General features: G+C 69.3%; 23 protein-coding genes. 14 read left to right on the top strand and 9 right to left on the bottom strand.

All coding sequences use genetic code 11. From position 1 onward, the window contains the following. Positions 1-215 precede the first annotated feature (215 nt). Positions 216-1,676, top strand: a complete 1,461-nt coding sequence (locus QTI45_RS17090; protein ID WP_286655264.1) for a hypothetical protein — start codon at positions 216-218, stop codon at positions 1,674-1,676. A 37-nt stretch (positions 1,677-1,713) separates the two neighbouring features. Here the strand turns inward: QTI45_RS17090 and QTI45_RS17085 are convergent, their stop codons facing one another. From QTI45_RS17085 to QTI45_RS17070, 4 genes are read right to left on the bottom strand one after another with little or no spacing between them, the layout of a single operon-like run. After that, positions 1,714-3,321 (bottom strand): GMC family oxidoreductase, encoded by a 1,608-nt coding sequence (locus tag QTI45_RS17085; RefSeq protein WP_286655263.1) that lies wholly within the window; start codon positions 3,319-3,321, stop codon positions 1,714-1,716. Next, entirely contained in the window at positions 3,318-4,322 is a 1,005-nt protein-coding gene (locus QTI45_RS17080) for an ABC transporter substrate-binding protein (protein ID WP_286655262.1), read from the bottom strand. The genes QTI45_RS17085 and QTI45_RS17080 overlap by 4 nt, the downstream gene beginning before the upstream one ends. A gap of 33 nt (positions 4,323-4,355) precedes the next feature. Then, positions 4,356-5,186, bottom strand: a complete 831-nt coding sequence (locus tag QTI45_RS17075) for an ABC transporter ATP-binding protein (RefSeq protein ID WP_286655261.1) — start codon at positions 5,184-5,186, stop codon at positions 4,356-4,358. Then, positions 5,183-5,953: an ABC transporter permease gene (locus QTI45_RS17070; protein ID WP_286370348.1), complete on the bottom strand. Its 771-nt coding sequence runs from the start codon at positions 5,951-5,953 to the stop codon at positions 5,183-5,185. The genes QTI45_RS17075 and QTI45_RS17070 overlap by 4 nt, the downstream gene beginning before the upstream one ends. Before the next feature lie 145 nt (positions 5,954-6,098). Here QTI45_RS17070 and QTI45_RS17065 point away from each other — a divergent pair, with 145 nt between their 5' ends. From QTI45_RS17065 to QTI45_RS17040, 6 genes are all read left to right on the top strand, one after another. Beyond that, a complete protein-coding gene (locus QTI45_RS17065) occupies positions 6,099-6,827 on the top strand; it encodes a GntR family transcriptional regulator (protein ID WP_286655260.1) in 729 nt (242 codons plus the stop codon). Then, positions 6,824-7,984 (top strand): mandelate racemase/muconate lactonizing enzyme family protein, encoded by a 1,161-nt coding sequence (locus tag QTI45_RS17060; RefSeq protein ID WP_286655259.1) that lies wholly within the window; start codon positions 6,824-6,826, stop codon positions 7,982-7,984. The genes QTI45_RS17065 and QTI45_RS17060 overlap by 4 nt, the downstream gene beginning before the upstream one ends. Before the next feature lie 63 nt (positions 7,985-8,047). Continuing rightward, positions 8,048-8,395, top strand: a complete 348-nt coding sequence (locus QTI45_RS17055; protein WP_286370345.1) for a type II toxin-antitoxin system prevent-host-death family antitoxin — start codon at positions 8,048-8,050, stop codon at positions 8,393-8,395. Next, positions 8,395-9,048 (top strand): ATPase, encoded by a 654-nt coding sequence (locus QTI45_RS17050; RefSeq protein ID WP_286655258.1) that lies wholly within the window; start codon positions 8,395-8,397, stop codon positions 9,046-9,048. Before QTI45_RS17055 ends, QTI45_RS17050 begins: the two co-directional genes overlap by 1 nt. Positions 9,049-9,109: 61 nt before the next feature. Beyond that, positions 9,110-10,924 carry an FAD-binding oxidoreductase gene (locus QTI45_RS17045; protein ID WP_286655257.1) on the top strand — a complete coding sequence of 605 codons (1,815 nt, stop codon included), beginning with the start codon at positions 9,110-9,112 and terminating at the stop codon, positions 10,922-10,924. Next, positions 10,924-12,360 (top strand): cytochrome P450, encoded by a 1,437-nt coding sequence (locus QTI45_RS17040; RefSeq protein ID WP_286655256.1) that lies wholly within the window; start codon positions 10,924-10,926, stop codon positions 12,358-12,360. The genes QTI45_RS17045 and QTI45_RS17040 overlap by 1 nt, the downstream gene beginning before the upstream one ends. Before the next feature lie 19 nt (positions 12,361-12,379). Here QTI45_RS17040 and QTI45_RS17035 read toward each other — a convergent pair whose 3' ends face one another. After that, the gene (locus QTI45_RS17035) at positions 12,380-12,739 is read right to left on the bottom strand and encodes a hypothetical protein (protein ID WP_286655255.1); all 360 of its coding nucleotides are present in this window, start codon (positions 12,737-12,739) and stop codon (positions 12,380-12,382) included. A gap of 92 nt (positions 12,740-12,831) precedes the next feature. Next, positions 12,832-13,647, bottom strand: a complete 816-nt coding sequence (locus QTI45_RS17030; RefSeq protein ID WP_286655254.1) for an META domain-containing protein — start codon at positions 13,645-13,647, stop codon at positions 12,832-12,834. A gap of 166 nt (positions 13,648-13,813) precedes the next feature. On the opposite strand from QTI45_RS17030, the gene QTI45_RS17025 reads away from it, so the two are divergent. From QTI45_RS17025 to QTI45_RS17015, 3 genes are read left to right on the top strand one after another with little or no spacing between them, the layout of a single operon-like run. Continuing rightward, positions 13,814-14,197, top strand: coding sequence for a hypothetical protein (locus QTI45_RS17025; protein ID WP_286370339.1), 384 nt, complete (start codon positions 13,814-13,816; stop codon positions 14,195-14,197). 12 nt (positions 14,198-14,209) lie between these two features. Beyond that, positions 14,210-14,446 carry a YMGG-like glycine zipper-containing protein gene (locus QTI45_RS17020; protein WP_286370338.1) on the top strand — a complete coding sequence of 79 codons (237 nt, stop codon included), beginning with the start codon at positions 14,210-14,212 and terminating at the stop codon, positions 14,444-14,446. Positions 14,447-14,451: 5 nt separating this feature from the next. Continuing rightward, the gene (locus QTI45_RS17015) at positions 14,452-14,769 is read left to right on the top strand and encodes an SH3 domain-containing protein (protein WP_286370563.1); all 318 of its coding nucleotides are present in this window, start codon (positions 14,452-14,454) and stop codon (positions 14,767-14,769) included. Positions 14,770-14,805: 36 nt separating this feature from the next. On the opposite strand, the gene QTI45_RS17010 is transcribed toward QTI45_RS17015, so the two are convergent. Beyond that, the gene (locus QTI45_RS17010) at positions 14,806-15,027 is read right to left on the bottom strand and encodes a hypothetical protein (RefSeq protein ID WP_286370337.1); all 222 of its coding nucleotides are present in this window, start codon (positions 15,025-15,027) and stop codon (positions 14,806-14,808) included. Between QTI45_RS17010 and QTI45_RS17005 the strand changes: the two genes are divergently transcribed. Further along, complete coding sequence (locus QTI45_RS17005; RefSeq protein ID WP_286655253.1) at positions 15,026-15,421, top strand: hypothetical protein; 396 nt, start codon at positions 15,026-15,028, stop codon at positions 15,419-15,421. The two genes, QTI45_RS17010 and QTI45_RS17005, sit on opposite strands and share 2 nt — an antisense overlap. Before the next feature lie 200 nt (positions 15,422-15,621). Here QTI45_RS17005 and QTI45_RS17000 read toward each other — a convergent pair whose 3' ends face one another. After that, positions 15,622-16,155, bottom strand: coding sequence for a PadR family transcriptional regulator (locus QTI45_RS17000; RefSeq protein WP_286655485.1), 534 nt, complete (start codon positions 16,153-16,155; stop codon positions 15,622-15,624). Between the two features lie 84 nt (positions 16,156-16,239). Here QTI45_RS17000 and QTI45_RS16995 point away from each other — a divergent pair, with 84 nt between their 5' ends. The 3 genes from QTI45_RS16995 to QTI45_RS16985 all read left to right on the top strand — a co-directional run bounded on the left by QTI45_RS16995 (position 16,240) and on the right by QTI45_RS16985 (position 19,231). Then, on the top strand, positions 16,240-18,261 hold the full coding sequence (locus tag QTI45_RS16995) for an NADPH-dependent 2,4-dienoyl-CoA reductase (protein ID WP_286655252.1): 2,022 nt from the start codon (positions 16,240-16,242) through the stop codon (positions 18,259-18,261). Positions 18,262-18,281: 20 nt separating this feature from the next. Then, positions 18,282-18,722, top strand: a complete 441-nt coding sequence (locus QTI45_RS16990; protein WP_286370334.1) for a nuclear transport factor 2 family protein — start codon at positions 18,282-18,284, stop codon at positions 18,720-18,722. Between the two features lie 95 nt (positions 18,723-18,817). Beyond that, positions 18,818-19,231, top strand: a complete 414-nt coding sequence (locus QTI45_RS16985) for a response regulator transcription factor (RefSeq protein ID WP_286655251.1) — start codon at positions 18,818-18,820, stop codon at positions 19,229-19,231. 3 nt (positions 19,232-19,234) lie between these two features. On the opposite strand, the gene QTI45_RS16980 is transcribed toward QTI45_RS16985, so the two are convergent. Further along, on the bottom strand, positions 19,235-19,888 hold the full coding sequence (locus QTI45_RS16980) for a response regulator transcription factor (RefSeq protein WP_286655250.1): 654 nt from the start codon (positions 19,886-19,888) through the stop codon (positions 19,235-19,237). Positions 19,889-19,999: the final 111 nt, after the last annotated feature.

The following is a 19,999-nucleotide window of genomic DNA, read 5'->3' as shown; positions in this document are numbered from 1 at the left end:
TTCGTTGTGCGCGAGCCAATAGCCGTGCGCCGCCCCGACAACTTCCCAAGGAATGTGGCCCTGGTGGATCGCTTGGGCGAAGTATCGCTACCACGCCTGGATGATGAAGATGCTGGACCGGTCGTAATTCCGACTTGGCAGCATTTCCGCGCTGCTGCGCGACGCCTGCGAAGGCAAGCCCTTCAGACTTGCCCTCCCCGTGCCGATATGAATCGATGGACGTGGTCATCGCCCGTCCGGGGCCGCCTGCCGCCACGGCGCACGGCGACTTCCTCCACATGATCGAAGGACAGGAATTGAAGAACACTCGGAACAGGCGCCTGAGCGTCCGGTGGGCGCTGAGCGCGCTGATGGTGGCCGCGATGGCGGCATGCGGTGGTGGTGGCGGCGGCGGCTTCGCGCCGATCACGAGCCCCTCGCCCACCACCCCGGCCAGTACCCCGGCCAGCACCACCACGACTGTCACGGGCGTCGCCGCCGTCGGCGCTCCGATCAGCGGCGGGACCGTGGAACTGAAGTGCGCTTCGGGCGCAACGGCCTCCGCGACCACCGACACCGACGGTGTCTGGACCGCATCGCTCAAGAGCACCGACTATCCCTGCGCGGCGCGTGTCACGGGAACGCAGAGCATCGTCAACTACGCCTCGGTGCTCAACTTTGCATCGGCACCCAGCCAGACCGTGCTGCATTCCGTGGTGGCGGCGCCGGGCACCACGAACATCACGCCGCTCACCGACCTGATCGTGGGGATTCTCAGCGGGCAGGTTCCCGCGACCTGGTTCGCAAGTTCGACCAACGGCGCGTTGACCAGCCTCATCACATCGACCGCATTGGCCGACGCGCTGGCCAAGTTCAAGCTGACCTTGGCCACGCTGCCCGGCCGGCTTGCCCTGCCCGACGGATTCGATCCCCTCACTTCGCAGTTCAGCGCCACGAAGGGCGATGCCGGCGACGACCTGATCGAAAGCTACCGCGCCGCCCTGCAGGGCGCCGGACTCAGCCAGACGGAAGCGGCCACCCGTGCGGCGGCCGGCCAGGCGTTGACGCTGGAAGCCTATGCGGGGACCGCCTTCACGACGCCGAACCTCACGACCATGCGGGTCGGCGCGGCCAAGACATTGACGGACACCTACACGATGTCGATCCCCGACCCCCACCGGGGAACCGTGGCGATCTCCGGAACCTACGGCTCCGCAGGCAATCTGGCCACGCTGTCAGGGATGAGCAGTTTCGTGAGCCTCGATGGCAACCGGGTCGGCGAGCTTTGCGTCTCGAACGCCAGCGTTGCGCGCAGCCAGTACGTCTATGTCGCGGAAGACCTGGTTCCGGTCTCCGATCCGGCCGAACTGCAGGGCCTGGAGTTCGCGGAATACGAGAACTGCACGCGCACCGGCACCTCCCGCTTCCAGTCGGACGGCTCGTTCGTGTTCCAGCCTGCCGGCCAGACCAGCGACCCGGCGACCGAAGGCATTGCGCAAGCCTTCGCCGCGACGGGCCTCGAACAGCAGAAGTCCGGCGGCACCGCCGTGCTGCGTGCCAAGGCCTTCAAGTACCAGTTCGACGGCATGACCAAGTACGTGTACGTCTTCGTCAGTTCGACGAAGGGTGCCACCACGCCGGTCACCAACGGGGACCTGGACTACGTCCTGATGGGTGTTTCGGAGCAGCCCAGCTGACAGCTGCACTGCAGCGCGGCCTCGACGCTTTCTCCGCTCAACCGCCGCGCAGCACCAGGTCGGCGCCCTTCTCGCCGATGAGAATGGCCGCCGCATTGGTGTTGGCCGATGTCATCGTCGGCATCACCGAGGCGTCGATCACACGCAGGCCCTGCACGCCGCGTACGCGCAGGCGTGCATCGACGACCGAACGCGCATCGCCGCCCATGCGGCAGGTGCCGACCGGATGGAACACGGTGCCGCCCTTGGCGCGTGCGAACTGCGCGAGTTCCTCGTCGGTACGAAGCGAATTGCCCGGCAGGTGTTCGACACCGGTCACCAGGACACGGAAGGCCGGCTGGGCGTAGATGTCGCGCAGGATCTTGAGGCCCTCGACCAGCACCCGGATGTCGTGGGGCTCGGTGAGGTAGTCGGACACGATGCGCGGCGGCGCCAGCGGATCGGCCGAGCGCAGCGACACCGTGCCACGCGATTCGGGCCGGCATTGCGCCGCCGAGGCCGAGAAGCCCGAGAAGCGGTGCAGCGCGTCGCCCGGCTTGTCGACCGACAGCGGCATCACGTTGAACAGCACGTCGGCGCGCGCATCCTTGGCGACCGCGCTGCGGACCATGCCGCCGACCTGGCCTGCGCCCACCGTCAGAGGCCCGCGCTGGCCGAACAGCCATTGCGCACCCATGCGCGCGAGGCCCAGCGGACTGCGCACCTGGTCGTTGAGCGACATCGGTTCGCGCAGCTTGACGATCACCCGTGCCTGGTAGTGGTCCTGAAGGTTGGCGCCCACCTCGGGTGCGTCCATGCGAACCGGAATGCCGTGCCGGCGCAGCGCGTCGGCGGGGCCGATGCCCGACAGCTGAAGCAACTGCGGGCTTTGCAGCGCACCGGCCGCCAGGATCACTTCGCCCTCCGCCACGGCGCGGCGAAGCACCCCGTCCTCGAGCCATTCCACCCCGGTCGCGCGGCCCCCTTCGATGAGCACGCGCGTCACGTGCACGCCGGTGCGCACGCGCAGGTTCGGCCGCGCCAGCGCGGGTTGCAGAAAGGCGACCGCCGCATCGCAGCGCCAGTGGCCGCGCAGCGTGAGCTGATAGGCACCCAGGCCCTCGTCCTGCGCGCCATTGAAGTCGTCGCTCGCCGGAAAGCCCGCCTGCGCCCCCGCCTGGAGCCAGGCCGCGCAGTAGGGATGGTCGTTGCGCAGGTCGGAGACGCCGAGCTCGCCGCCGGCGCCGTGGTATTCGCTCTCGCCGCCCGCATAGCGCTCGGACTTCTTGAAGAAGGGCAGCACCTCGCGGTAGCCCCAGCCCTCGGCACCGGCGCGCGCCCAATCGTCGAAGTCGGCGCGCTGGCCGCGGATGTAGATCAGCCCATTGATGGCGCTCGACCCCCCCAGCACCCGCCCGCGCGGCCAGACGATGCGGCGGTTGTCCGTCTGGCTCTGGGGCTCGACCTCGAACTGCCAGGAAAAGCGCGGGTCGTAGATCGAGCGGAAGTAGCCGACCGGCAGGCGCAGCCAGAAATGGCCGCCCGCGCCGCCCGCTTCCAGCAGCAGCACGCGCCGGCCCGCACCGCTGAGCCGGTTGGCCAGCACGCAGCCGGCCGAACCGGCGCCGACGATGATGTGGTCGAAGCCTTCGCGTGCAGCCGTCATGCCTTCACGAGGGCGGTGAACAGCGACGGATCGAAGTACTGCTGCGCCTTCAGCGCATTGGGAATGTTGGCGGTCTGGACGAAGAAGTCCGTCACCTGCTGCAGCCATTGCGTGACGGTGCCGTCGGTGTACTTGGCCCGCCACTCGGCCGACGAGTAGTACTTGGAGGCCTTGAACTGCTCCCTGAACTCGGCCAGCGGCACTTCCTTGTATTGCGTCTTCTGCAGTTGCTCGGCCGCGGCGTCGGGGCTGGACACGATCTGCTCGTTGGCCGGCAACCAGCCCGCGTTGAGCTTGCTGAGGACCGCCTTGTTCTTCTCGTAGTAGTCGTTGCGCGCGGCCCAGCCGCCGACGATCGCGGCCTGCGGGAAGAAGGCCGAGGCATCGACGATCTTGCGCGCACCGGGCAGCTTCTGGCGCACCACCGAGTCGAAGGGAGACCAGAGGGCCACGGCCGGCACGGCGCCGGAGATCACGGAGGTCACGGCCTCGGACATGCGTTGATTGACGAGCTGCACATCCTTGGCCGGATCCAGGCCCGCCGAGCGCAGCGCGCGGTCGAGGAAGACGTGCGCCGTGGTGCCGGTGGTGGTGGAGATCTGCTTGCCCTTGAGGTCGGCGAGGCTGTTGATGCCTGAATCGCCGCGCACCCAGAGCTGGGCGGTCGCGTACTCGATGTTGTTGATGAGAAAGACCTTGCCCTGCCCGCGCGCCGGGAAGTTGGACAACACGGCGCCCGTGGTCAGCACATCGAGGCTGCCGCCGATCATCGCCTGGAACAGCTCCAGCCCGGTGGTGAACTGGATGGGCTCCAGCTCGAGCCCCTGCTTGGCGAAGCTGCCCGCCTGGATGCCCAGCCAGAGCTGGCCATCGACGGCCGGCGTGTGCAGGTAGCCGACCTTGACCTTGGTGCGCGACTGCGCGAAGGCCGGAACACCGATGCCGAGGGCTGCGGTCGCGGCGACGGTATGGCGGATGAAGCTTCTGCGTTGGATGGGCATGGGTGAGTCTCCTGGGTTGAAAGCGGCAAGGGTTCAATCGGCCATGCGCAGCGTCTGGCGGGCCTGCGCTGCGTATTCCTGCATCACCAGTTCGTGGATCTGGGCGCGCAGCACGCCGAAGCGCGGATCCGCGTGCACGTTCTCCGCGCGCGGGTAGCCAAAGGGCACGTCGATGACGGTGCGGATGCGCGCCGGCCGCGCCGTCACCACCACGATGCGCGAGGACAGGTAGATCGCCTCCTCGACCGAATGCGTGATGAGCAGCACGGTCTTGCCTTCGGTCTGGAGCACCTCGAGCAGCAGGTCCTGCATCGCGCTGCGGGTCTGGGCGTCGAGCGCGCCGAAGGGCTCGTCCATCAGCAGGAACTGCGGCCGCACCGCGTAGGCGCGCGCGATCGCGAGCCGCTGGCGCATGCCCCCCGAGAGATGCTTGGGGAAATGGTCGGCGAAATCCTTGAGGCCCATCAGCGCCATGTAGCGCTCGACGATGGCCTGGTGCTCGGGCTTCGGGATCTTGTTGCCCGCGAGCTTGAGGCCGAAGGCGATGTTCTGCCGCACCGTGAGCCAGGGGAAGACGCCGTACTCCTGGAAGATCACGCCGCGGTCCGGGCCGGGCCCGCGCACCGGCTGGCCGTCGAGCAGCACCTGGCCCTCGGTGGGCTGCTGGAAGCCGCCGAGGATGTTCATGAGCGTCGTCTTGCCGCATCCCGACGGCCCGATGATCGACACGAACTCGCCCTGGCGGATGTCGAGCGACACGCCGTCGAGCACCCGCATCGGGCCCTGCGCGGTGGGGAACTCCACCGACACGTCGCGGAAGGAGACGCGCACTGGCGCCTCGGTCTGGGTGGCGAGCTGGCTCATGCGATGCGGTCCTGCCAGGCCACCAGGCGGCGGCTCAGGGCGCGCAGCAGCAGGTCCATGACCAGCGCGATGAAGCCGATGCAGATGATGCCCACGTAGATGATGTCGAGCTGGAAGAAGGCGGAGGCGTTCTGGATCAGCGCGCCCAGCCCCTGCTGCGCGGCGATCAGCTCGGAAGCCACCAGCGTGGCCCAGGCCACGCCCAGCGCCACGCGGATCGCCGTGAGGATGTGCGGCACCGTCAGCGGCACGATCACCTTGGCGAAGATCTCGAAGTCGTTGGCGCCCAGCGTGCGTGCCACGCGCACGTAGATCGGGCTGATCTGCGCGATGCCTTCGTACATCACGATCACGCCGGCGAAGAAGGAGGCGTAGAAGAGGATCGCCGTCTTGGCCGCCTCGCCGATGCCGAAGTACACGATCACCAGCGGGATCAGCGCGATCGGCGGCAGGGCGCGGAAGAAGTTGATCACCGGGTCCACGAAGCTGCGCAGGCCCTTGTACCAGCCCAGGCAGAACCCCACCGGCACGGCCAGCAGCGTGCCCAGGGTGACGCCGATGAACACCCGCTGCGTGGACATCCAGACGTCGAGCGGCAGACGGTCGCGCGCCAGCTCGACGAACTTGGCCGCCACCTGGTGCGGCGCCGGCACCAGGGCAGGGTTGACCAGTCCGCTGGCGCGCACTGCGTACCACGCCAGCAGCAACGCCAGCCAGGGCGCGAGTATCAGGGCGGCACGCCGGGGCGCCGAGAAGGGTGGCGTCAAAACGGGTCTCCTGGAAGCATGGCCGGTGGCCGTGTTGTTGTGCTCGATCAGTCAGGTCATACTATAGACCAGACCTTTAGCAGACCACCCCTGTCCGACCTGCAGTTCTTCGACTTTTTCCGCATAAGCTTCTGCGCCCGTTCTCATGTCCGCCCTGCACTTTTCCGCCAGCCCGATCCCCCGCTACCTGCAGGTGGCCGACGTGCTGCGCCAGCGCATCGCACGCGGCCTGTGGATCCAGGGGCATCGGCTGCCGTCGCTCGAGGAGCTGGGCGTGGAGTTCGGCGTGGCGCGCGTCACCGTGCGGCAGGCGATCGACCTGCTGGCGCGCGACGGCCTGGTCTCGCCGCAGCAGGGCCGCGGCACCTTCGTCACCGGGCGCCCCGCCCACGAGCGCTGGCTCAACGTGGTGACCACGCTCGACGAACTGGCCCGCATGTACCGCGACACGGAGCCGCAGATCGTCAACATCGACGAGTCGACCACCGCCCCCGCGCTGCGTCCCGACGAAGGCACGCCGGCCGAGCGCTACGTGTTCATGCGCCGGGTGCACTCGCGCGACGGCCAGCCCTACTGCGTGATCAACATCCACCTCGACGAGCGCATCTTCCGCCGCAGCCCCAAGCGCTTCCGCGACGAAACCGTGATCCCCCTGCTGGCCTCGATGAAGGGCGTGACGATCGCGCACGCGCATCAGGTGCTGACCATCGGCACGGCCGACCTCGAGGTCGCCCACCTGATCGGCGTGCCGGTCAACGCGCCGGTGGCCGAGGTGCGCCGCGTGTTCCGGGACGAGGCCGGCCGCGTCATCTACTTTGCCGAGGTGACCTACCGCGGCGATGCGATCCACGTCGAAATGAACCTCAAGCCATGACCGACGCCCCGCCGCTGCCCGCCCTCTCCATCACCCTGGCCCGACTCGAGGCGGTGGTGTTCCGCTACCCCGTGACGACGCCGGTGCGCACCTCGTTCGGCGTCATGCACGACAGGCCGGCCGTGTTCGTGCGCGCGGAGGATGCGGATGGCGCGGTCGGCTGGGGCGAGATCTGGTGCAACTTCCCCGCTTGCGGCGCAGAGCACCGGGCGCGCCTGCTGGACACGGTGATGGCGCCCCTGCTGCTCGGCCAGGCCTTCGCGGGCCCGGCACAGGCCTGGGCGACGCTGACCGAACGCACGGCGGTGCTGGCCATTCAGTCGGGCGAGCAGGGGCCGATCGCGCAGACGATCGCGGGCATCGACCTGGCCCTGTGGGATCTGAGCGCGCGCCGCGCCGGCCAGCCGCTGTACCGCCACCTCGGCGGCACGCGGGGCAGCGTCCCGGTCTATGCGAGCGGGATCAATCCCGACCAGCCCGAGCGGATGGCACTGCGCCGGCGCGACGAGGGCTACCGCGCATTCAAGCTCAAGATCGGCTTCGGGCAGGAGCGCGACCTCGCCAATCTCGATGCGATGCGGCGCGCGCTGGGAGACGATGCCGAGCTGATGGCGGACGCCAACCAGAGCTGGACCTTGGCCGAGGCGCAGCGCATGGCGCCGCTGCTCGCGCCCTATGCGCTGCGCTGGCTCGAAGAGCCCCTGCGTGCCGATCGCCCGTGGAGCGACTGGCAGGCGCTGAAGGCATGCACCGGGATCGCGCTGGCGGCCGGGGAGAACATCGCGGGCGACGAAGACTTCGATGCCGCGCTGCGCGCCGACGTGCTGTCGGTGCTGCAGCCCGACGCCGCCAAGTGGGGCGGCATCTCGGCATGCCTGCCGGTGATTCGACGCGCGCAGGCCGCCGGCTTGCGCTATTGCCCGCACTACCTGGGAGCAGGCGTGGGCCTGCTGGCGTCGGCGCACCTGCTGGCTGCGGCAGGCGGCGATGGCCTGCTGGAAGTGGATGCCAACGACAACCCTCTCCGAACGGAGGTCGCCCCCGCGCTCCGGCATCCGGGCGAGGACGGGCGCGTGAACCTGGGCGAGGCGCCGGGCATCGGGGTGGAACCGGACCTGGGCCGGATTTCCGAAGCCATCCGTGCCGCGGCGGGCTGAGCCCATCACCACGCACAATCTGGCCATTTTTGCCATAATGGCAACTCCACTCGGAGTCCCGCCATGATCACCGCCCTGCCCGCCCTCGACGACCTCCCGCGCCAGAATGCCTCGCAGGTGAAGAACAAATGGGGCGACGTCGTGCGCCTGGTCCGCCAGAGCGGCAGTGTGGCCATCACGAACCATGCCGCGGTCGAAATGGTGCTGCTCGACGCCGCCACCTACCAGCAGTTGACCGAAGACCTGTCGACCCTCAGTGCCCGCGAGCAATCGGTGCTCCAGGAGCTCTCGGGCCGATTCGACAGCCGCCTCGCCGTGCTGCAGCAGCCCGAGGCCTCGCAGCGGGTCGGCGCCCTGTTCGAAGCCCGCGGCAAGCTGGCGCGGCGTCCGAAGGCCGGCGCTTCGTTCTGATGGCCTCGGCCCGCAAGGCGCGGCCCTTCATCTTCGTGCTGGCCGGTGTCAATGGCGCCGGCAAGAGTTCGGTCGGCGGCGCCCTGCTCGCCGAGCACGGGCTGGCCTGGTTCAACCCCGACACCTATGCGCGCGAACTGGTCGCGCAGCTCGGCCTCGGGGCGGTCGACGCCAACGCCCGCGCCTGGGAATTCGGCCGCGCCCAGCTGGCCGCCGCAATCGCCGACGGCCGCAACCACGCCTTCGAGACCACCCTAGGCGCCAACACCATCCCCGAAATGCTGGCCCGGGCCTCGCGCAGCCACGACGTGGTCATGATCTTCTGCGGCCTCGCCTCGGCCGAGATGCACCTGCGGCGGGTGCAGGCGCGGGTTGCCAGCGGCGGCCACGACATCCCGGTGGCCAAGATCCGCGAACGCTGGATCAGCTCGCGCATCAACCTGATCCGCCTGATGCCGCTGCTGGCGCGCCTGCAGGTCTTCGACAACAGCGCCGAGGCGGCGCCGGGCGAGGAAATTCCAGACCCGGTGCTGCTGCTCGAAACCATCGGCGGCCGCCTCGTGTTTCCTCCTGCCGACGATGCCGCCGCCCTGCAGGCGACCCCCGAATGGGCCCGGCCGATCGTGCAGGCGGCGATCGAGCAACAGGGCTGAGCCCCGTATTCGGCATACTTCAGCCGGCTCCTCGAACGCAGTCCTCGATGAAAGGGATCCTGTGAACAGAAGACGTCTGCTGCAGATCGCCGCCGCTGCCCAGTTCGCAAACCCCTTCGGGCCGCTGGCACCAGCGCACGCCGCCGCCCCCCCGGCCTCCCGCGTGCGCCCCGGCGACCCGGACTGGCCTTCCGAAGCGCAATGGAGGCAGTTCGGCGACCAGCTGGGCGGCGACGCGCTGGTCAAGGTGCCATCGCCTTTCGCGCCCTGCCTCGAGGCGCCCGCCGGGCCCGCCTGCACGCAGTTCTTCAAGGCGGTCAAGAACCCCTATTTCCTCGGCGACGAGATCGGCCTCACGCAGACCCTCGGCTGGGTCGATGCGTGGACCTCCAGCCCGAGCGTCCATGCGGTGGCGGCGCGCAGCACCGCCGACGTCGTCGCGGCGGTCGACTTCGCGCGCAAGAACAGGCTCCGCCTGGTGGTCAAGGGCGGCGGCCACAGCTACCAGGGCACCTCCAACGCACCCGATTCGCTGCTGGTGTGGACCCGCCGCATGAACCAGGTCAGGCTGCACGAGTCCTTCGTCGCCAAGGGCTGCGACGCGCAGGCGGCGCCCACGCGGGCGGTCTCGGTCGGCGCCGGCGCGATCTGGGCCCATGTCTACGACGCCGTGACCACCCGTGGTGGCGGCTACGTGCAAGGCGGCGGCTGCATGACGGTCGGCGTTGCCGGACTGGTGCAGAGCGGCGGCTTCGGCAGCTTCTCGAAGGCCTACGGGCTGGCCTCGGGCAGCCTGCTGGAGGCCGAAGTCGTGACCGCCGACGGCCGCGTGCGGATCGCCAACGCCTGCAGCGAACCGGAGCTGTTCTGGGGCCTCAAGGGCGGCGGCGGCGGCAGCCTCGGCGTGGTCACGCGCCTGACCCTGAAGGTGCATGCGCTCCCCGAATCCTTCGGCGCGGTCAACATGACGATCAAGGCCTCTTCGGCAGCGGCCTTCCGCCGCCTGATCGGCCTGATGGTCGACTTCTACGCCGGCAGCCTGCACAACCCGCACTGGGGCGAGCAGATCCGCCTGCGGCCCGACAACACGCTGCGCCTCGAGATGGTGTTCCAGGGCCTGAGCCGGAGCGAGGCGCAGGCGGTCTGGCGGCCCTTCCTCGACGCGGTCGAGGCAGAGCCCGAGGCGTTCAAGATCGAGTTCTCGCCGCTCAAGATCGTCTCGACCTCGGCGCGCGACTTCTGGTCCCCGACCCTGATCAAGCGCGCCCTCGGATTCATCAGCACCGACGACCGGCCCGGCGCACCCGAAGGCAATGTCTTCTGGCCCGGCGACCAGGGCCAGGCGGGCCAGGTGCTGCACGGCTACCAATCGGCATGGCTGCCCGCCGCCCTGCTGCATCCCGAGCGCCGTCCGACCCTCTGCGACGCGCTGTTCGACGCCAGCCGGCACTGGCGAGTGTCGCTGCACGTCAACAAGGGCCTGGCGGGGGCGCCGCCCGAAGCCATCGCCGCCGCCCGCGATACCGCGATGAACCCGGCCGTGCTGGACGCCTTCGCGCTGGTCATCAGCGGCGCCGACGGCCCGCCGGCGCTGCCCGGCGTGGCGGGGCGCGAGCCCGACGCCGCGCTGGCGCGCCGCCAGGCCGCGGCGATCGGCCGCGCGGTCGACGAACTGCGCAAGCGCGTCCCGCAGCCCGGCTCGTACCTCTCGGAAAGCAACTACTTCGAGCCCGACTGGCAACGCTCCTTCTGGGGCGCCAACTATCCGCGGCTGCTCGCGGCCAAGGACCGTTACGACCCCGACGGCCTGTTCTTCGTCCACCACGGCGTCGGCAGCGAGCGCTGGAGCGCCGACGGCTTCACCCGGATCGCATGATGGAAACCCTCGCATCGCGCCGCATCGCCGACCTGCCGGGGCCGCGCGGCGCCCCCCTGATCGGCAACCTGCTGCAGATCGACGCGGCGCGCATGCACCAGCAGCTGGAGCAGTGGTGCCGCGAGTTCGGCCCCTACTTCAAGCTGCAGATGGGCCGCCGCAAGATCCTGATCGTTGGCGATCACGAAGCCGTGGCCATGACGCTTCGCGACCGGCCCGAGGGCTTCAAGCGCACCGTCCGCCTCCAGGCCGTGGCGTCCGAGATGGGCCTCCAGCCCGGCCTCTTCGGCGCCAACGGCGAAGACTGGCGGCGACAGCGCCGCATGGTCATGGCCAGTTTCGATCCCGCCCACGTGCGGCACTACTTCCCGTCGCTGCAGAAGGTCGCCGAACGGCTGGTCGGCCGATGGCAGGCGGCCGCGCGGCGCGGCGAGGCCATCGACCTGCAGGCCGACCTGATGCGCTACACCGTCGACACGATCGCCGGGCTCGCCTTCGGTGCCGAGGTCAACACGCTGGAGTCCGACGGCGACGTGATCCAGCAGCATCTGGACAAGATCTTCCCGGCCCTGCTCAAGCGCATGCTGGCGCCGCTGCCGACCTGGCGCCTGCTGCCGACCGCGGCCGACCGGGAACTCAAGCGCGGTGTGCTGGCGGTCAACGAGGCGGTGGCGGGCTTCATCGCCGAAGCGCGCGGCCGGATGGCGGCCGACCCCGCGCTGCGCACCCAGCCGCGCAATCTGCTGGAGGCCATGATCGCCGCGGCCGACGAGCCCGGCAGCGGCATCACCGACCAGCAGGTGGCCGGCAACGTGCTCACCATGCTGCTGGCCGGCGAGGACACGACCGCCAACACCATCGCCTGGATGATCGACCTGCTGTGGCGCCATCCCGAGGCCTTGCAGCGCGCCACCGCCGAAGTGCGCGGCGTGCTGGGCGACACGCGCTGCCCGAGCCTCGAGCACCTGGCGCAGCTCGATTTCGTCGAGGCCTGCACGCACGAGACGATGCGGCTCAAGCCGGTGGCGCCGATCCTCGCGCTGCAGGCCGAGCGGGACACCCGGGTGGGCGACGTGCAGGTGCCCGCAGGAACGGTGGTGATCGACCTGATGCGCATCGACAGCGTGAGCGACGGCCATCTGTCGAACGCGGCGGCCTTCGAGCCCGGGCGCTGGCTGGCCGACGGCCCGGCCGGCGCCATGGCCGGTCGTGCCAAGCGCATCTCGATGCCCTTCGGCGCCGGGCCTCGCATGTGCCCCGGGCGCTATCTGGCGCTGCTCGAGATGAAGATGGCGATGGCCCAACTGCTCAACAGCTTCGACCTTGCAAGCGTCGGCACGCCGGACGGCAGTCCGGCCCGCGAGCATCTGTCATTCACGATGACGCCGATCGGCCTGCGCATGCGGCTGCGCGAGCGGCAGCACGAGCGCGGCTGATCGGCGCGCAGCGCGAGCCTCAGGGCTTGGTCTGGCGCTCCGGCGCGTCGGCGTTGCCGCCGCGCGAGAACTGGCCTTGCTTGTTGGCCGCGGCGTTCGCGGCCCGGCGCTTGGACGCCGCGGCCTTGCGGTCGGCGCGCGGCTTCGACGGCGCCGTGACCGGATTCGCCTGGGCCTCGCCCATCTGCGGTCCGCGGGCGGCCTCGCGGCCGGTTGCGCGCCGCTCGGTGCGGGCATCGGAGCGTTCCGCCGGCGTCGTGCGCGCGGTCGGCGGCGCCTTGCCCTGCGCCGGATCGACCTCGCCGCTGCTCTGCGCGAGAGCCGCGCCGGCCACCATCTGGATCAGAGTCGCGCCCAGCAGGGGAATGATCTTTCTCATGTGAACCTTTTCAAGACGTTGAAGAACGCCCACCGTTCGGCAGGCCACCGCATATTGCCACTTCGTCCAAGACGCTTTCGCGCGCGCGGAGATCACTCCTCGCGGCTGCCCGTCAGAGTGCGCTCGCCGTCCGCCCGGTGCATGTCGAGCAGGGCGCCGCTGAAGGCCCAGGTCGTGGTCGACTGCAAGGCCGCGATGAACTCCCGCTCCTGCTGCATCACGCCTTCGCCGGGGCAGGCCCTGCGCGTGCTGGCCACGGGCCCGACCGCGATCTGGTTGCCCCGGGTCGTGTAGGTGGCGCGGAAGGTGTTGCAGCCGCCGAAACCCTTGACGACGCCCTCGCCGAAGGACAGCGACAGCGTGGTGCCGAGCTTCGGACTCACGACCGCCTGCCGCCCGTTGTTGAAGCCGGTGATGTTCGAGCGCAGCCCGGCGAGCGACGGTGCCGGCTCGACCTTGAAGACCAGCACCGGCTCGCCCGCGTCGGACAGCAGGCTCAGGCGATCGTCGTCGCGCAGCGGACGAAAGCTGCCTGCCAGGGCACGCTGCACGGCGCTCTCGAGCGCCATGGCTGCCGGTTCGCAGGCCATCATCGATCCGGCCAGCGAGCCGATGGCCAGCCGCCCTTGCCGGAATTCATAGGCGCCGAAGTAGCGGTTGCAGCCCGAGAAGCCCTCGATGCGGCCGCCCTGGAAGCGCGCCGTGACGGAGCGCGGCCCGCCGGGCAGTGCCGCGGCGTCGAAGCCGCGCAGTCCGACGAGGCGCCAGGTCGGGCCTTCGAAGGCCGCCAACGGGCCCTGGGATGCGGCGGGCGGCATCGGGCGCGTTTGCGCGACCGCCGCTGCACCCAGCAGGGCAGCGGCGACGGCGCCCGCAGCGATCATGATCCATGTCGAAGCTGGCTTCATTCCACGTTCCTCATGCAAATCGGAGCCCCATCTTAGTCACCGCGAGACGCCGGACTGCAGCGCCGCGCGTGATCGCGGAAGCGCTTCTTCGATGTGTTTGACAGCGGCGGAATGCCGAGCGCAATATCCACCGAGCATCCCGCATGGCCTACAGATGGAGAAGCCGATGACAATGAAACTGCAGATGCGCAGCGCACTCGCTGCGACGTGCATGACGCTCGCGATGATCGCCCTGCCGGCACGCGCAGCCGAAGTCCCGTTGGTCACGGGCGAGCAATGGACCACCTCGAGCGAGGCCGTCAAGAAGGCCTATCTGGTCGGCATTGCGAACCTGGTCCAGGTCCAGAGTGCCTATCACGCGGCGAACCCGCCGCCCGATGCGCAGAGCTTCGTGCCACGTCTTGCCAAGGGCATGCAGGGCCAGACCCTCGACAGCGTGCGCGAGGGCCTCGATCGCTGGTACGCAGCCAATCCGACCAAGCTCAAGCGGCCGGTGCTGGACACTATCTGGTTCGAGATGGCCGTGCCCGGCCTGCAGAAGAACAAGTAACGGAGAACCACCATGAAACGACTTCATTGGGTTGCGATCGTCGCGGCGATCGCGCTGTCGACGGCCTGCACCGACATGACCCCGCGCCAGCAGGGCACGATGAGCGGCGCGGCCATCGGCGCCGCCGGCGGCGCCGGCATCGCGGCCATCTCGGGCGGCGATGCCTGGACCGGCGCAGCCATCGGCGGCATCGCCGGCGGCGTGGCCGGGAACATCCGCGGCGGCCGCCAGCAACAGATGGGTTGGTGAGCGCGATGGGGCGCACGCGGCCAGGGGCCAGGGGCTTCGTCCTGGCGCTGCTCCTCGCGCTGCCGCTCTCGGCGTTCGCGCTCAGCACGTCGACCACCCGCGCGCTCAACATGCGCACGGGACCCGACCGCTTCTTCGAAGTGATGACGGTGCTTCCGGCGCGTACCTCGGTCAGGGTCACGGGCTGCATCAGCAACTGGCGCTGGTGCGAGGTCGTGACACGGCGCCACCGGGGCTGGGTCGACTCGCACTACCTGCAGCATTCGGTTCGCGGCCGCGTGCCTGTCATCAACGACCGCAGATCGCAGCGGCCTGCAGGCTAGGCCAAGCCACAGGCCGGGCGCGGCCGGCGCGGCCGCCTAGCGATTGGCGGGCGTCTTGAGGGTCGTGAAGTCGAGGAACGCGGTCTGCTCGAAGGACTCGTCAGCCGCCCGTTCGGGCTCGGGCTTGGCGAAGTCCATGAAATCGGTGGGCTCGAAGCTGATGTCGCGCCGCACCGGAACCGGCACTCTGGCGTGGCGTTCCTTGGCGCTCTCGCGCAGCCGGGCCAGATCGGCCCGCACTTCTTCCAGCGAACGCATGGTCTTGGCCGGCGGCTCGACCGGCGCCACCCTGGCAGCGGCCGGCGCAACGGGGGGCGGAACCACGACCGGCGCCGGGCCCGGCCTCGGCTCGACGCGCGGCGGCACGGCCACGGCGGCCGGCGCAACGGGCGGCCTCGGCGCTTCGCGCACGACCGGCTTTGCCGCTTCGAGCGCGATCGGCATCGGTCTGGACGCTATCGGCTTCGATTCCACCGGCCGCGAAACCGGCGCCGCGGGCCGCAATGCGGCGGTCGCCACCACGCGCGGCGTTGCCCGCAGCGGCTTGCGCCTGCCGAACAGAAGCCGGAGGCGACTGCGGATTCGATGCAATGTTCCGAGGAAGGGTGATGCTTTCATGGGCTGGGAGCGGCGGGTTGTCGTCATTGTGTAACGATCACAATGAAGTCGAATGGATTACTTGCATCTGTATACCGCCATTTGCGCACAAATGCACGGATCCGTTCAACTCACCGGCGAATGTCGCTCGCCCAGTGTCTTTTCCTGGCCTCGGCCGGGGGGCGATGGTCCGATCGCCGGGCCCGGGGAGCGCCTTGCGCCAGAGTCGGCGTGACTCGGCCGGGCCGCACTTGACTAGTCTCGCCGTTCGAGAACCTTCAATGCATTCTTCGACCACTGGACCCACAGGCTCTCCAGCATGATGCCCGCCTGCAGAACCAGATGCTGGACCTGCTTCTGGCGCGAGTCGGATACGTCGGCGAAATCACGCGCTTCGATCTCTCGATAGACCGCAAGCTTCTCGACATGAATTGCGAGTCGCCGGGCAATCTCCTTGTCGAGGCCGGTCGGTCCCAATGCGGCGTCGGCACGCAGCCGGACCATCAATGGTTCACGCAACGAAGCCGGGTCGTCGATCTCGAGGACCCAGCGCTTGAGCTCCTTGCGCCCGGCCGGAAGGATCTTGTAGGCGCGCTTGCGTCCGCGGCCCTGCTCCGCAGGGAGCGACTGGACCCAGCCCGATTCTTCGAGGCGCGCGAGTTCGCGGTAGATCTGCTGGTGCGTGGCCTGCCAGAAGAAGGCGATGGAGCGATCGAAGCGGCTCGCGAGTTCGGAGCCGGAACCAGGGCGCTCGACGAGCGCAGTCAGCAGTGCATGGGGCAATGACATCGTGATCGATTCTAAATGCAACCAGTTGCATGAACAGCGGAAATCGGGCACATTTATGCAACCCGTTGCATAGACAGAGGCCTGATGAACCACTATCCCCACCTGATGAATCCGCTGGAGCTGGGCTTCACCTCGCTCAAGAACCGCGTCCTCATGGGCTCCATGCACGTGGGCCTCGAAGAGGCTCCGCAGGGCTTCGAGCGCATGGCGGCCTTCTATGCCGAACGCGCGCGCGGCGAGGTCGGCCTGATCGTCACCGGCGGCATCGCGCCGAACGAGCGCGGCCGCCCGATGAAGCATGGCGCCGTGCTCGCCACCGAGCAGGAGGCCGATCGCCATCGGCTCATCACGCAGGCGGTGCATGCCGAAGGCGGCCGGATCGCCATGCAGATCCTGCACTTCGGCCGCTACTCGTACCAGCCGTCCCTGGTGGCGCCGAGCGCACTGCAGGCGCCGATCAATCCCTTCGTGCCGCACCCCTTGAGCAGCGCAGAGGTCGAGCAGACGATCGAGGACTTCGTGCGCTGCGCCGCGCTGGCGCAGCACGCGGGCTACGACGGTGTCGAGGTCATGGGGTCCGAGGGCTACCTGATCAACGAGTTCATCGCGGCACGCACCAACCAGCGCGACGACGAATGGGGCGGCAGCTACGCCAACCGGATGCGCTTCCCGGTCGAGATCGTGCGGCGTACGCGCGAGCGCGTCGGCGAGCGCTTCATCATCGTCTACCGGCTCTCGATGCTGGACCTGGTGGAAGGCGGCTCGACGCTGGCCGAGGTGATCGAGCTCGCCCAGGCGATCGAGCAGGCCGGCGCCACCATCATCAACACGGGCATCGGCTGGCACGAGGCACGGATCCCGACCATCGCGACCAAGGTGCCGCGCGCCGCCTATGCCTGGGTCACGCAGCGCCTGATGGGCAAGGTCGGCATCCCGCTGGTGGCCACCAACCGCATCAACACGCCCGAAGTCGCCGAGCGGCTGCTGGCCGACGGCTGCTGCGACATGGTCTCGATGGCCCGGCCGCTGCTCGCCGACCCCTTCTTCGTGCAGAAGGCGCGCCAAGGCCGTGCGGACGAGATCAACACCTGCATCGGCTGCAACCAGGCCTGCCTCGACCACACCTTCGCCGGCAAGATCACCTCGTGCCTGGTCAATCCGCGCGCCTGCCACGAGACCGAGCTGGTGATCGAGCGCGCGCCGCAACCCGGGCGCATCGCGGTCGTCGGCGCCGGGCCGGCCGGACTGAGCTTCGCCGTCACCGCGGCAGAGCGGGGCCATGAGGTCGTGCTCTTCGAATCCTCGGACCAGATCGGCGGCCAGTTCAACATCGCCAGGAAGGTGCCCGGCAAGGAGGAGTTCAACGAGACGCTGCGCTACTTCCGGCGCCAGATCGAACTGCGCGGCGTCGACCTGCGGCTGAACACGCGCGTGACCGCCGACGCCCTGAAGAAAGACGGCTTCGACCACATCGTGCTGGCCACCGGCATCGTGCCGCGCGTGCCGGCCATACAGGGCGTCGGCCATCCCAAGGTGCTGAGCTACCTGGACGTGCTGCGCGACGGCCGCGAGGTCGGCCGCAGCGTGGCGGTGGTCGGTGCCGGCGGCATCGGCTTCGATGTCAGCGAGTTCCTCGTGCACGAGGGCGAGAGCGCGAGCGTGGTGCCCGAGAAGTTCTACGCCGAGTGGGGTGTCGACACCCGCTACGCCGAGGCCGGCGGCACCCGCGCCGCGCAGGTCGATCCGCCGCCGCGCAAGGTCGCGCTGCTGCAGCGCAAGGAGACCAAGGTCGGCGACCAGCTCGGCAAGACCACCGGCTGGATCCACCGGACTTCGCTCAAGGCGCGCCGCGTCTCGATGACGCCGGGCGTCAGCTATCGCCGCATCGACGATGCAGGCCTGCACATCACGGTCGACGGCCAGGACAAGCTGATCGCCGCCGACCATGTGGTGATCTGCGCCGGACAGGAGCCGCAGCGCGAGCTGTACCGCGAACTGCAGGACGAAGGCTGCAGCGTGCACCTGATCGGCGGCGCGGACGTCGCCACCGAGCTCGATGCCAAGCGCGCCATCGACCAGGGCACGCGCCTGGCCGCGAGCATCTGATTCACACCATGGAGACCCTGATGACTTCGAACCTCACCCGCCTGAAGCCGGCCGTCGCCGCCTCCCTCGCCGCCTGGCACGACATGATCGCCCGCCGCGACCTGAGCCAGCTGGCATCGATCGTCCACCCCGACGCCTCGTTCCGCTCGCCGATGGCATTCAATGCCTACGCCCCGGCCGAAGCCGTGCTGCTGGTGCTCGGCACGGTCATCAACGTGTTCGAAGACTTCGCCTACCACCGCGAGCTGGCCAGCGACGACGGCCTGAGCGTGGTGCTCGAGTTCAGTGCCCGCGTCGGCGACAAGAAGCTCAAGGGGATCGACCTGATCCAGTTCGACGCCGACGGCAAGATCGTCGAGTTCGAAGTCATGGTGCGTCCGCTGAGCGGCCTGCAGGCGCTGGGGCAGGCCATGGGCGAGCGGCTCGGCCAGCAGCTGCCCTCGTTCAAGACGAAGGCCTGAGCGCGGCGCTTGCCCGGGGTCCATGGGACCAAGGTCCAATACCGTTCGCGTGCCGCTTGCGGCACCCTGACGCCAAAGCGAAGGACCCGTTGCCCATGGCGAAATCCGCAGCCGATCTGGTCGTCTATGTGGTCGACGACGACGCCTCGGTTCGAGTCGGGCTGACGCGCCTGATGCGTTCCGCAGGCCACCGGACGATGGCGTTCGACTGCGGCGAGGCCTTCCTGGCGCACGGCCTGCAAGGCGTCGCAGGCTGCGTGGTGCTGGACATCTCGATGCCCGGCCTCAATGGCCACCAGGTGCAGGAATGCCTGGCACGCAACACCATCGACATCCCGGTGATCGCACTGTCGGCACGCGACGACGACGAGACCCGGCGCCTGGCGCGTGCCCTCGGCGCCCGCTTCTTCCTGCGCAAGCCGGCCGACGACCAAGCGCTGCTGGACGCCATCGACTGGGTCACGGGCAGCGGCGGCGCCGCTCCCCCGCCCGCGCCGCGCAGCGGATGATGCTCAATCGGCCGGCGCCGACTCGCGCTTCGCCGCCGATGCCCGGGCCACGAGGTCGGCGCCGCAAAGACTCACCAGTTCGGCCACCGAGCGCACGCCCATCTTCTCCATGACCCGCCCCCGGTGCACCTTCACGGTCTTCTCGGAAATCTCCATGTCGCTGGCGATCTGCTTGTTGAGGCGCCCGCAGAGCACGCCATCCATCACCTGCCGTTCCCGCGGCGAGAGGCTGTCGAGATGAGCCTGGAGGCCGTGGCGATGGGCCTCGCGCTCGCGCCGGGCGACATCGCGCTCGAGGCCGCGGCGCAGGGCGGCGATCAGCAGTTCGTCGTCGACCGGCTTGAGCAGGAAGTCGACCGCGCCCTTCTTCATCGAGGCGGCACAGGTCGGCACATCGCCTTGCCCGGTCAGGAAGACGACCGGCAGTTCCCATTCCTGCTCGCACATCAGGTCCTGCAAGGCGACGCCGGTGGTCCCCGGCAGCTGCACATCGAGCAGCAGGCAGCAGGTGCCGGCGACGGGCAGGCGCTCGAGGAAGGCGTCCGCCGACGCGAAAGACTCGACCCTCCACCCCACCGAGCGGATCAGGCGTTCCATGCTGCTGCGGATGGCCGCGTCGTCGTCGATCACGAACACGGTCAGGTCGGAGGGGCTCATAGCCGGCGCATTATTTGCCGTCCGCCCACGCGGCGCAACTCGCAAGAAGGCGTATGGCGCATCCGCACCACGCCGGCGCGCCGCCAGCGCGCCGCCAGCTCCGCTGCCGGA

Origin of the sequence: Variovorax saccharolyticus (genome assembly GCF_030316765.1) — a bacterium.
GTDB classification, from domain to species: domain Bacteria; phylum Pseudomonadota; class Gammaproteobacteria; order Burkholderiales; family Burkholderiaceae_C; genus Variovorax; species Variovorax saccharolyticus.
Note: the sequence above shows the minus strand (reverse complement) of the source record. Positions and strands in the feature narration are given on the sequence as shown.